Here is a 10,451-nt window from a genome sequence, read left to right as displayed (position 1 = left end):
CTTCGACGCGCTCGGCACCTTCCGGCGCGGGCGCATTTGGCTGGCGCCGGCACCCACCGCAGACCTGCTCCAGCGGCAGCGCCGCGTCGTCGACGCGGTCGTCGCCACCGGTGCGGACCTGCACAAGCACTACCGTCCCGACGTCTGGATGCCCCACTGCACGCTGAGTCCGCGCACACGGTTGACCGACCTGCCGCGACTTGCCGCCGCGATCTACGACGTGCTGCCCGTCGCCGCGGTCGTGGATGCGGCGGCACTCGTCGACAGCAGGACAGGGGAGCGCTATGCGCTCCGGATCATTCCGTGAGATCCGGTTGTCGAGAATTCAGTCTTCCGGGTTCTCCACCCATCGCCCGTACGGGGGCGGGCCCTCGCTCTGGATCTGCACACCGAACACGTGCGAGTGCTTCCACACGTAGCCGTGCAGAACGTGCTCCTCGGACGTCGTCGTATTGACGACGACGATGTCGCCGCTCGGTCGTTCCTCGAGGACGAAACCGTTGTTGCGTCCGTCCAGAACCCACCACTTTGCAGTGCTCATGATCGGTGTCCTCCGGATCCGGTTTCACGATGATGGGGCCGTTTCGACGTTACCGCGCGGCGGCGCGACACGAGAGCGGTTCGGTGCCGACCGGTTCACTTGCCGAGCAGCACATGGGCGGTCGCGTCGTCGGCGGGATAGAACGCCTCGATCGCCAGTTCCGACACCGTCACATCGAGCGGGGTTCCGAACAGTGTGGTGGTACTCAGCAGCGACAACTCGACGTCGCCGACCCGCAACCGCAGCGGTACCACGAGCGCTGCGCTGTCACCGGCGTCCGCGTGCCCGGCCTCCGCGGTCCCGTCCCCGGGGTAGCCCTCGAGTTCGGCGTGCAGGCGCATCAGCTCGGGGTCGCCGGTCGCCCCGATCTGGTGCCGCAGTCGTGCCAGCAGATGCGCCCGCCATTGGCCCAGATTCGAGATCAGCGGGGCGAGCCCCTCGGGATGCAGCGTCAACCGCAGCACGTTCACCGGGGGCTCGACGAGGGCCGGTGCGCAGGCTGCGAGGAGTCCGGTGACGGCGTCGTTCGCGTCGATCATCGTCCAGTGCCGATCCACCACCAGCGCCGGAAACGGCATGTGCGACGTCAGGATCCGGCCGATCGCGTCGGACACGGCGGCCATCGGCACGTCGCCGAGCCGATGCTCCGGATATGCCGGGGCCAGACCCGCTGCGAGCAACAGCGCGTTGCGTTCCCGCAGCGGAAGATCCAGGTGTTCGCCGAGTGCGAGCAGCATCCTGCGCGACGGCTTCGACCGGCCGGTCTCGACGAAACTGAGGTGCCGCGCCGACACCCCCGCGAGGTTGGCGAGGGCGAGCTGGCTCAGCCCGCGACGTTCCCGCCAGTGCCGCAGCAGCGCGCCGGCCGATTCCTGCTGCACGGTTGTCATGTATTCGACGGTAGGGGAGGCCGGGAAGGGCTGCCATTACCTCACAGGTAATCGATTCGTGTCGCCGCGACCGGGAGTCTCGTCTGTGTACCCACCGGCCAACGAACCACGGGAGAAGAAAATGACCGCATACGCCGTCGCCCACCTGCGCTCGGTCGATTTCGGACCGGAGATCGTGCGCTACCTCCAGGAGATCGACGCGACCCTCGACGAATTCGGGGGCCGGTTCCTCGTCCACGGCACCGATCCGGTGGTCGTGGAAGGAACGTGGCCCGGACATCTCATCGTCATCGAGTTCCCGGACGCCGAGCATGCCCGTACCTGGTACGAATCGCCCGCGTACCAGGCGATCCTGCCGCTGCGCACCGAGCACTCCGACGGCTCCGCGATCCTCGTCGAGGGGGTCGGGCCGGGCTACCGCGCCAGTGACTACCTGGCCAAGGTCCGCTAGTCGCCGGTGTGCCTTTGTGGCGCCCCTGGCCGCCACAAAGGCACACCGGCGCGGAGCGCCGGCTCGGCGTAGGCGGTGGCGAGCGAGTCGACCGTGTCGTGGGCGTTGAGTCCGCTCGGGTTCGGCACCACCCACAGCGGGACGCCGCCGATCGTCTCGTCCTGCAGGCCCGTCACAGCCTTACGCCGTCCGAAAGCGGTGCGGTAGGCGGTGATTCCGGCGACTGCGACCACCCGTGGCGTGAACTCGGCGACGACGGCGGCGAGCCGTTCGGCACCCGCGCGCAGTTCGGCGGTGGTCAGTTCGTCGGCGCGGGCGGTCGCGCGCGGTACCAGGTTGGTGATCCCGACACCGCGGTCGAGCAGATGCTGCCGGTCCTCCGGGCTCATCCCCGCGCCGGGATCGATCGGGCGCGTGATGATCCCGGCGCGCAGCAGCGCGGGATAGAACCGGTTTCCGGGGCGCGCGAAATGCGCGCCGGTCGCCGCCGTCCACAGACCCGGATTGATCCCGACGAACAGCAACCGGCATCCGGGCCCGATCAGATCGGGGACGACGGCGTCGCGAAACGACTCGAGTTCTGCGCGTGTGAATCCCACGCGACCACCGTAGGCGGTGTCAGGAAGCTGGAATCCACGCCCCGTGCAGACCCGCGGGAACCCGGATCGGCAGCCGCACCCGCGTGAGCGGACCCGACGCGGGATCCTCCGCCGGGAAGACGAGGAACCAGCTGGTCAGATCGTTGCGATCGGTGGCGATGGTACCCCAGTATCCGGGTCCGCCGTTGCTGCTCGGCAGGTAGGCGGGTTCGCCCGGCGCCAGCGATCCGCCGAGCCACACGGACTCGGTGCCGGCGGCGACGTCGAACCAGAACAGTGCGTCCGCATCACCCGGCGGCAGCTCGGTCGCGCCGGATTCGCCGACCGTGGCCACGACCCGATGGGTCTCGGTGAGCCGGCGGTCGTCCACACGGGGGAATTCGATGTTGCGCTCGTGCAGCGTCGTCCGGGTGATCCCGTTGCGTCCGATCACCGCACGGCGCAGGGCACTCGGGTTGGGATCGGCGGAGTCGACGAGCCCACCCGGGTACTGCCACTCGACGTAGTCGACGGCAACCGAGCCGTCGGGTAGGTCGAAGGCGTTGGCGGTGTGCCACACCCAGAACGCGTTGGTCGTGTGCCACTGGATTGCGCTGCCGTCGCGAGGAATCAGTGCGATCCGCACACCCAGTTCGGGCTGCCAATCCAGCGGCGAGGCTCCCGTGAAGATCCGGCCCAGCTCGAACACGAACGGCGCCAGGATCAGGACGACGTACCGCTCGGTGAGAGCCATGTCGTGGATCATCAACGGCCGATCGGCACCGTCGACCGGTGTCGGGCCGCGTGTCACCGTGCCGTCGGCGCCGATCACCGACCAGGTCAGGTACGGCGCGTCCAGCACGTAGCAGAACGACACCATCTCGCCGGTGCGGGGATCGACCTTGGGGTGCGCGGTGAGCCCGACCGGCAGGGCGCCGTCGAAGGTTTCGCGCCCGAGCGTCTCGAGGTCGGAACCCAGCGCGTAGGGGGGAGCGGCCTCCGCCAGCGCGAGCAACCGGCCGCCGTGCCGGATCACGTTGATGTCCGGGAGTTCCCGGATCGTGTTCGCCAGGTCGGGGCCGACCTCCTCGGCAGGCGGAAAGTAGGGGTCGGTCAGTCCCGACCACAAGGCGCGGCCGGCCTTCTCCTCGGCGAGCACATTCGGTGTCCGGACGAACCGGTTCGTGTATCGCGCTGTGCCGTCGGTCAATTCGACGCGGTGCACCATGCCGTCGCCGTCGATGGGGTAGACGTAGCTGCCGATCGGATCGAAGCGTGGATCGGGCCCGTTGCGCAGATAACTGCCGTGCAGATCGTCGGGGAGTTCGCCGACGATCTCGAGGCCGCGGACGTCGACCTCCTCGCGTTGGGGAGCGAACAGTCCGCTCAGATGCGGGTGGTGAGCCATGTCGATCGGTGCCGGACGGGCCACGGACCTGATCGTAGTCAACGGGAAGCGCGGACGAGGGCGATCCGGCTCGACATTTGTCGACACGATGTCGATATGATGTGCCGCGGCGGCCTCGGAGGGCCTGCCCGAACGGAAACAAGGAGCATCAATGTTCATCGTCACCAACCGCATCCCGGTCCCGGCCGAGACCGCCGAAGCGTTCGAGAAGGTCTTCGTCGAGAGCATGAACACCACGCTCGCCGGCGTCCCGGGTCTGCACCGGACGACGCTGCAGCGTCCCGTCGGCGACGACGCCCCCTACGTCTCGACGATGGAGTTCGACACCCGCGAGGACTTCCTCGCGTGGCTGAAGTCGGACTCGTTCCGCGCCTCCCATTCCGACCCGAACGCGCCCGGAATGCAGGCCCCGAGCGCGGTCGAGCAGCACGAGCTCATCGCGGACGTGCGGAACTGAGGGCTCAGCGTCCGTATCGGTTCCACCAGATGCGGGCGTCCTCGGGCAGGGTGCCCGCCGCCTGCGCGGCGCGGCACCAGCCCTGGGCCATGCGCAGGAAGTTCATCGGGTTGTAGGCGTCCTCCTCGTAGCACCACAACCCGTCGCCCCCGTAGTGCAGGATCGTGATGTTCGCGGCCGCGTGGTGCGAACCGTCGCCCGGATCCTCCATCGGGTTGTCGATCTCGGCGATCACCCACCCGCGGTCGGCGTCGATCACCGACCAGTTCGCGGGAAACGCGGTCATCCGGTTGCCGGGGAACGCGCCCATCGTCCGGATCACCCACTCGCGGATCGCGGCGCGGCCCTCGAACCGGCCGTACGCGTGCTCGTAGTAGCGGGCGTCCTCGGTGAAGCGGTCCGCGAACAGTCCCCAGTCGCCGGTCCGCCGCGCATCCGCGGACGCCTGCTGGTACAGCGCGAACGCATCCTCGAGTTCGCTGTGACTCCATCCCATGCCGTGACCCACCCCGTCTCGAACACCGCCACTCGCCGGTGACCCGGCGTGGTCCGGGTCACTATCGCACGCCGATGCCCGCTCGCGGCGGGTCGTCCCACGCGGTGGGAGCGTGTGCGTGCGCCGCTGTGCTCGGGCGATCCGCTAGGGTAATTCCGACGTGCAGGATCGAGAGCGGTGCGGAGACAACCCGCACGCGATTGGGGAAGGTGTGCAGCGCCGGAACGTGGTCGGAACCTCTGCCGAAAGTTCGGCCGGTGACGAGGTCGCCCTGCCGCCGTACACGGATCTGTTGTGGCCCACCCTGCAGGCGGTCATCGCCCTCGGCGGGTCCGGCGTCATCGAGGACATCGACAGCGAAGTGATCGACCGTGCCGGCCTGCCCGAGGCGGTGCGCACCGTGCTGCACGGCGACGGTCCCGGTACCGAGATCGAATACCGGGTGGCGTGGGCACGCACCTATCTCAAGGGCATGGGCCTGCTCTCGAACACCCGCCGCGGTGTCTGGAGCGTGACCGACCGGGGACGGGCGGTGCGCGAATCCGAGATCAAGCCCATGCAGGTGGCGTACACCGCGGAGAAGCGCCGCAAGCGGCTGGTCCGCAACGCGTCGTCGGGCGCTCAGGTCGTTCCGCTCGTGGCGGCACCCGAGGATCCCGAACTCTGGCGCGAACCGGTCCTGGCCGCGATCGCCGAACTGCCCGCCGACGGCTTCGCCCGGATGGTCACCTCGGTGCTGCGCGCCGCCGGATTCACGACCCTGACGATCCCCGCGCCCGGTTCCGTGCCGGACAGCGAACCCGACGACGCGGACGCCGCCGTCGAGGGCACCGGTGTGCTGCGGGTCTCGCTGCTCAGCTTCTCCGTCTTCTTCCGGTTCGTGCGCGGCCCCGAGCGGGCCGGCGCCGACGTCGTCCGCGAGTTCCGCGCCGCAATGGTGGGTCGCGGCGACAAGGGGCTGCTCGTCTCCACCGGTTCGTTCACCGACGACGCCCGCGCGGAGGCACACCGGCACGGCGCACCGCCGATCGACCTGATCGACGGCGACGGCCTGTGCGACCTGCTCAAGGAACACGGGCTCGGCGTGCGCACCACGGTGCGGACGGTCGAGGACGTCGCGCTGGTGCCGGCCTACTTCGCGGATCTCGCCGGCCGATAGCCGGGCGACAGCCGGACACCTCGGTTTCGCGTGTTACCCCTGTGACGGCTGGGGGGTGTGGTGCAATACCCGATGGTGCCCACCCCGGACCTCGGGGGCGGTGATCTTCTCGACCGAACCGGCTGAAGCGAGGTGCGATGAGTATTTCTCGTCGGGAACTGTTCCGATACGCGGCGATCGGCTCGGGAGCGGTGTGGCTGTCCGCCGTGACCGCGCCCGGCGTCGCGCAGGGCCGGGAGGTCCTGGGCACGATCGTCGACTATTCGGCGGATGTGCCGTCCCCGCAGTCGATCCGCGCGGCCGGGCACATCGGTGCGATCCGGTACGTCTCGGATCGGCGGCCCGGTGCGGAGTGGATGCTGGCCAAGCCGCTGACCGAGGACGAGGCGACGGACCTGACCGACAGCGGGCTCGAGGTCGTGTCCTGCTACCAGTTCGGCAAGGCGGACACCGCCGATTGGCGAGGCGGCTTCGACGCCGGCGTCGAGCACGCGACCCGCGGCCTCGAACTGCACCGGGCAGCCGGTGGTCCCGACGACCGTCCGATCTACGCGTCGATCGACGACAATCCGACGCCGCTCGAATTCGCCACCCTGATCGCGCCGTATCTGCTGGGCTGGCAGTCCGTGGTCGGCCGCGAGAACACCGGGGTCTACGCGAACTCGCCGACGATCGACCTCGCCGTCGTCGCGCAGCTCGGTTCCTTCTACTGGCAGCACGATTGGGGCACCCCCAAGGGGTACGTGCATCCGCTGGCGAACCTGCACCAGATTCCGGGGCAGAGGACGATCGACGGTATCGGCATCGACGTCAACCACGTGCTCACCGAGGACTACGGGCAGTGGTCCCTCAGCGCGGGTTAGAGGCCGGGTAGAGCCGCGGGGCACTCAACTCTGGCAGTGCTGCGCCGGGTCCTCCTCGGCGGCGGTGACCACCAGCGAGGGATGCTCGGCGTCGGGGGCGTCGTGGTCGCCGCGCCACGACAGCAGGGACCACCGGGACAGCCCGGACAGCGCGGATCCGAGGCTGCCGAACGACAGCGACGACAGGGCCGACCCCGCGGAGCCGACGGATCCGATGGACAGGATCGAGCCGACACTGCCGATCGACAGGATCGAATAGGCGGAGCCGATCGAGAGGATCGAGCCTTCGGACCGGATCGACAGGATCGAGCGGTGCGATGCGATCGAGCGGATCGACCGGGAGCGGTCGCTCCGGCACTGCTTTCCGGCACGGGACGGGAATTCGGCCATGCCCCGGTCTACCACGTGCCGACGGTCGCCCGGACGGATACGCGAAACGACGAGACCGCCGGGGCGAGTGCCCGGCGGTCTCGAACGACACGGTGTTGCGCGTCAGCGCACCGTCACCAGGCCGATGGTCGGCAGGAAGGAGCACGAGCGCGGCTCGGCGTCCGGCTTCTGGGTGGTGATACCGCCCGAGATCACCGCGACGACATTGCCCGAGCCGGTGTCGGCGATCGCGCTGAGCGTGGCCGGGCCGTCCGGGTTGATCTTGGCTTCACCGGTGAGCGGCTGGGAGCCGGTCCGGCCGTTGGAGACGTTGATCCAGCTCACGGTGAGCGGGCTCTCCTGCTTCTCGGCGAGCGGAGCGGTGCCCAGCGCGGTGAACACGAAACCGGTCTGGCCGGCGCCCGGTCCCGGAGGCGGCAGCTTCGACGGTCCGGCGACGGCCAGCGCGGTGCCGACCGAGTCGGCGGTGTCGCTGATGCAGCCCTCACCGAGGGTCGGGTACAGGAACTGGGTGATCACGACGCTGTTCGGATCCGGGATGTCCGGACCGCCGCCACCGCTGCCGTCCAGGAACGTGATGACCCGCTGCAGCGTGGACTTGATCGACTCGGGCAGCTCGGAGTTCTCGAGCAGCTCCTTGGCCTGTGCGAGCAGGTCGTTCTTGCCGTCGTCCGCGATATCGGAGGGGCCCGCAGCGGCACCGATGATGGCCGGGGCGAGGGAGGCGAGCGCCTCGATCGCCTCGGGGTTCGCGACCTGGTTCGCGACCTGGTTCGTGAGCGTCTCGATGGACAGATCCGCAGGCACCTGGAAGGGCAGGGCACTCGTGATCTGGGCCAGATCGGGAATGACCGGGGCCGGTGGAAGCGGTTGCGCGACCGCGTGCGTGGGCACGATCAGTCCCGCGGTGGCGGCGAGTGCGCACGTGATGAGCGCCCGTCGCATTCCTCGAGTACGAAGCACTGTTCCCCATCCTTGTCGTTGAAGCCCCCGACGGTCCGTTACGGGCCGCGGGAGCTGACGGCTCGAGGAGACACTCTATGTAGGCCCCCCGTCCGGTACAAGCCGTGGCGCTTGATTTGCGCCGATGGCAGGACCTGCCGGGAGTGTAGCTACCGTGTCTTCCGAATGGTGGTATCCGGTAGACCGTAACCCCAACCGGGTGTTGCTGCTGGGGTTGGAGATAAAACTGTTACTCCTGGGACCAGCGTTTTCCGGGCGGAACCCGCGAGCCGATACTGTGTATCTCCGGTCCTCGGGCGAGCCGGGGCCCTCGGATGCGCAGTGCTCTTACGGATGCGCCCGGGCCGACGACCACGGGAGGCTGCACCCCAGTGCCACGATCCGCCCGCCTCCAGCGCAGTCACGATTCGCAGCGTCTGTGGTGGTGCGCGGCGCTGCTGCTCGTGTCCGTCGTGGCCCGGCTGCTGTGGGCCTTCCTCACCCCCAACGGTCTGAACCTCGTCGACCTGCACGTCTACGTCGAGGGCGCGGCGAGCCTGCTGCAGGGCGGTCTCTACGACTTCACGTACTCGCGGGACACCCCCGACTTCCCGCTGCCGTTCACCTACCCGCCGTTCGCCGCGCTGGTGTTCTTCCCCCTGCACTACCTGCCATTCGGTTTCGTGGGCCTCGCATGGCAGCTGCTCACCGTCGCCGCGCTGTTCGGCATCGTGCGCATCGCACTCGAGCTGCTCGTCGGCGCCGACGCCCGCAACACCCGGTGGACGGCGGTCGCGCTGGTGTGGACGGCGATCGGCGTGTGGACCGAACCGGTCCGGATGACCCTCGACTACGGGCAGGTCAACGTCTTCCTGGTGCTGGGCACCATGATCGCCGCCCGCAGCAGCCGCTGGTGGATCTCCGGCGGCCTCGTCGGGCTCCTGGCCGGCATCAAGCTGACCCCCGCGATCGCGGGGCTGTATCTCATCGCGCGCCGGCGATGGTCCGCCGCCGTGTTCTCCGCCGTCGTGTTCTTCGCGACCGTCGCGGTGAGCGTGCTGGTCCTCGGCGAACAGGGCCGCAAGTACTTCACGACGTTCTTCGGCGACGCGAATCGGATCGGACCCGTCGGATCGGTGTGGAACCAGTCGCTGCGTGGGGCGCTCAGCCGCATCGTCGGTCACGACGTCGGTACCGGACCGCTGTGGCTGATCGCGGTCGCGCTCTCCGCGGCCCTCGCCTACGCGGCGTGGCGGGCACTGGGCCCCGACGACCGCCTCGGCACGCTCGTCGTCGTCGAGCTGTTCGGACTGCTCGTCTCGCCGATCTCGTGGGCCCACCACTGGGTGTGGGTCGTGCCGATGCTCGTGTGGCTCGTGTACGGCCCGCTCGCCGCGCGCCGCGGAACCCGCGTGATCGCGGCGTGCTGGACGGTCACGACCCTCGTCGGCGTGCCGTGGCTGCTCGGCTGGGCCCAGGACTCCATCTGGGACATCTCGCGCCCCGCGGTCCTGTCGTGGCTCGGCGCCGCGAACGTGATCGGCGCGCTCGCGGTCTACGCGTGGATCGTCCACGCGGGGCGGACGCAGCCGCCGGCGGATCCGGTTACTGTCCCGCCAGGGAGTCGATCCGGCGGGCGAGAGCCGGATCCGACGCCGTGATCCCGCCCGCGGAGTGCGTCGAGAGCGTGTACGTCACCTTGCGCCACCGGATGTCGATGTCGGGATGGTGATTCATCACCTCGGCGGCCTCGGCCACACGGGTGACCAGGGCGATCGCGTCCGGGAAGGTTGCTGATTCGATGGTCCTCACCAGAGAATTCCCCTTCCGGGACCAGCCCGGGAGTTCGGCGAGGGCGGCGTCGATCTCGGCGTCGGAGAGAAGGTCGGCCATGACTCATTCTGGGACGACGCAGCACAGGACCGCAACGACAGGAGGAGCATGACCGACGGCCCGGGTGAAGTGGTGGCGGCCGCGCTGTTCCGCAACGGGCGGCTGCTGCTCGCGCAACGCACCGGACCCGCGGAACTCGCGGGCCTGTGGGAACTGCCCGGCGGCAAGGTCGAACCCGGCGAAACCGTCGAGGACGCGCTGCGGCGCGAACTGCGAGAGGAACTCGGCGTCGACGTCTCCGGGGGCGAACGCATCGGAGCGGCGGTACCTCTGCCGGACGGCCGGATGCTGTGCGCCTACCGCGTCGAACTGGTGGACGGAGTCCCCGCCCCGCTCGAACACTCCGCGCTGCGGTGGGTCGATGCGGCGGAACTGGCGACGCT

General features: G+C 69.2%; 15 protein-coding genes. 7 read left to right on the top strand and 8 right to left on the bottom strand.

Features of this window, described 5'->3' with window-relative positions; translation table 11 throughout:
- Positions 1-307, top strand: a 307-nt coding sequence (locus tag I0Q12_RS33310; protein ID WP_231611058.1) for a 2'-5' RNA ligase family protein, incomplete at its 5' end; no start/stop codon positions are given.
- An 18-nt stretch (positions 308-325) separates the two neighbouring features.
- Here the strand turns inward: I0Q12_RS33310 and I0Q12_RS20065 are convergent.
- Both I0Q12_RS20065 and I0Q12_RS20060 read right to left on the bottom strand, forming a co-directional pair.
- The gene (locus tag I0Q12_RS20065; RefSeq protein WP_197253903.1) at positions 326-541 is read right to left on the bottom strand and encodes a maltose regulon activator MalT; all 216 of its coding nucleotides are present in this window, start codon (positions 539-541) and stop codon (positions 326-328) included.
- 95 nt (positions 542-636) lie between these two features.
- Complete coding sequence (locus I0Q12_RS20060) at positions 637-1,431, bottom strand: helix-turn-helix domain-containing protein (protein ID WP_197253901.1); 795 nt, start codon at positions 1,429-1,431, stop codon at positions 637-639.
- A gap of 121 nt (positions 1,432-1,552) precedes the next feature.
- On the opposite strand from I0Q12_RS20060, the gene I0Q12_RS20055 reads away from it, so the two are divergent.
- Positions 1,553-1,882 (top strand): DUF1330 domain-containing protein, encoded by a 330-nt coding sequence (locus tag I0Q12_RS20055; RefSeq protein WP_197253899.1) that lies wholly within the window; start codon positions 1,553-1,555, stop codon positions 1,880-1,882.
- On the opposite strand, the gene I0Q12_RS20050 is transcribed toward I0Q12_RS20055, so the two are convergent.
- A complete protein-coding gene (locus I0Q12_RS20050; RefSeq protein ID WP_197253897.1) occupies positions 1,879-2,481 on the bottom strand; it encodes a mismatch-specific DNA-glycosylase in 603 nt (200 codons plus the stop codon). The two genes, I0Q12_RS20055 and I0Q12_RS20050, sit on opposite strands and share 4 nt — an antisense overlap.
- Positions 2,482-2,500: 19 nt before the next feature.
- A complete protein-coding gene (locus I0Q12_RS20045; protein ID WP_307846362.1) occupies positions 2,501-3,892 on the bottom strand; it encodes a carotenoid oxygenase family protein in 1,392 nt (463 codons plus the stop codon).
- 127 nt (positions 3,893-4,019) lie between these two features.
- Between I0Q12_RS20045 and I0Q12_RS20040 the strand changes: the two genes are divergently transcribed.
- Positions 4,020-4,325, top strand: coding sequence for an antibiotic biosynthesis monooxygenase (locus tag I0Q12_RS20040; RefSeq protein ID WP_197253895.1), 306 nt, complete (start codon positions 4,020-4,022; stop codon positions 4,323-4,325).
- A gap of 4 nt (positions 4,326-4,329) precedes the next feature.
- Here I0Q12_RS20040 and I0Q12_RS20035 read toward each other — a convergent pair whose 3' ends face one another.
- Positions 4,330-4,821 carry a nuclear transport factor 2 family protein gene (locus I0Q12_RS20035; RefSeq protein ID WP_197253893.1) on the bottom strand — a complete coding sequence of 164 codons (492 nt, stop codon included), beginning with the start codon at positions 4,819-4,821 and terminating at the stop codon, positions 4,330-4,332.
- 211 nt (positions 4,822-5,032) lie between these two features.
- Here I0Q12_RS20035 and I0Q12_RS20030 point away from each other — a divergent pair, with 211 nt between their 5' ends.
- Together I0Q12_RS20030 and I0Q12_RS20025 are read left to right on the top strand one after the other, a co-directional pair.
- Positions 5,033-5,980 (top strand): winged helix-turn-helix domain-containing protein, encoded by a 948-nt coding sequence (locus tag I0Q12_RS20030; protein ID WP_197253891.1) that lies wholly within the window; start codon positions 5,033-5,035, stop codon positions 5,978-5,980.
- Positions 5,981-6,117: 137 nt separating this feature from the next.
- Positions 6,118-6,843, top strand: coding sequence for a DUF1906 domain-containing protein (locus tag I0Q12_RS20025; RefSeq protein ID WP_197253889.1), 726 nt, complete (start codon positions 6,118-6,120; stop codon positions 6,841-6,843).
- 24 nt (positions 6,844-6,867) lie between these two features.
- Here the strand turns inward: I0Q12_RS20025 and I0Q12_RS20020 are convergent, their stop codons facing one another.
- A complete protein-coding gene (locus I0Q12_RS20020; RefSeq protein ID WP_197253888.1) occupies positions 6,868-7,233 on the bottom strand; it encodes a hypothetical protein in 366 nt (121 codons plus the stop codon).
- Between the two features lie 102 nt (positions 7,234-7,335).
- Positions 7,336-8,178: a hypothetical protein gene (locus tag I0Q12_RS20015; RefSeq protein WP_197253931.1), complete on the bottom strand. Its 843-nt coding sequence runs from the start codon at positions 8,176-8,178 to the stop codon at positions 7,336-7,338.
- A gap of 332 nt (positions 8,179-8,510) precedes the next feature.
- Here I0Q12_RS20015 and I0Q12_RS20010 point away from each other — a divergent pair, with 332 nt between their 5' ends.
- Positions 8,511-9,836, top strand: coding sequence for a mannosyltransferase (locus tag I0Q12_RS20010; RefSeq protein WP_197253886.1), 1,326 nt, complete (start codon positions 8,511-8,513; stop codon positions 9,834-9,836).
- Here the strand turns inward: I0Q12_RS20010 and I0Q12_RS20005 are convergent.
- Complete coding sequence (locus I0Q12_RS20005) at positions 9,781-10,068, bottom strand: 4a-hydroxytetrahydrobiopterin dehydratase (RefSeq protein ID WP_197253885.1); 288 nt, start codon at positions 10,066-10,068, stop codon at positions 9,781-9,783. The two genes, I0Q12_RS20010 and I0Q12_RS20005, sit on opposite strands and share 56 nt — an antisense overlap.
- 48 nt (positions 10,069-10,116) lie before the next feature.
- Here I0Q12_RS20005 and I0Q12_RS20000 point away from each other — a divergent pair.
- A partial coding sequence (locus tag I0Q12_RS20000; RefSeq protein WP_197253883.1) for a (deoxy)nucleoside triphosphate pyrophosphohydrolase occupies positions 10,117-10,451 on the top strand: 335 nt, incomplete at its 3' end.

This window comes from Rhodococcus sp. CX (assembly GCF_015865005.1).
In the GTDB taxonomy this organism is placed as follows: domain Bacteria; phylum Actinomycetota; class Actinomycetes; order Mycobacteriales; family Mycobacteriaceae; genus Rhodococcus.
Note: the sequence above shows the minus strand (reverse complement) of the source record. Positions and strands in the feature narration are given on the sequence as shown.

Bases quoted from the DNA above. Each gene is read 5' to 3' on its own strand.
- I0Q12_RS20065 (WP_197253903.1), bottom strand. From the start codon at position 541: ATGAGCACTGCAAAGTGGTGGGTTCTGGACGGACGCAACAACGGTTTC.
- I0Q12_RS20060 (WP_197253901.1), bottom strand. From the start codon at position 1,431: ATGACAACCGTGCAGCAGGAATCGGCCGGCGCGCTGCTGCGGCACTGG.
- I0Q12_RS20055 (WP_197253899.1), top strand. From the start codon at position 1,553: ATGACCGCATACGCCGTCGCCCACCTGCGCTCGGTCGATTTCGGACCG.
- I0Q12_RS20040 (WP_197253895.1), top strand. From the start codon at position 4,020: ATGTTCATCGTCACCAACCGCATCCCGGTCCCGGCCGAGACCGCCGAA.
- I0Q12_RS20035 (WP_197253893.1), bottom strand. From the start codon at position 4,821: ATGGGATGGAGTCACAGCGAACTCGAGGATGCGTTCGCGCTGTACCAG.
- I0Q12_RS20025 (WP_197253889.1), top strand. From the start codon at position 6,118: ATGAGTATTTCTCGTCGGGAACTGTTCCGATACGCGGCGATCGGCTCG.
- I0Q12_RS20020 (WP_197253888.1), bottom strand. From the start codon at position 7,233: ATGGCCGAATTCCCGTCCCGTGCCGGAAAGCAGTGCCGGAGCGACCGC.
- I0Q12_RS20015 (WP_197253931.1), bottom strand. From the start codon at position 8,178: ATGCGACGGGCGCTCATCACGTGCGCACTCGCCGCCACCGCGGGACTG.
- I0Q12_RS20010 (WP_197253886.1), top strand. From the start codon at position 8,511: ATGCGCAGTGCTCTTACGGATGCGCCCGGGCCGACGACCACGGGAGGC.
- I0Q12_RS20005 (WP_197253885.1), bottom strand. From the start codon at position 10,068: ATGGCCGACCTTCTCTCCGACGCCGAGATCGACGCCGCCCTCGCCGAA.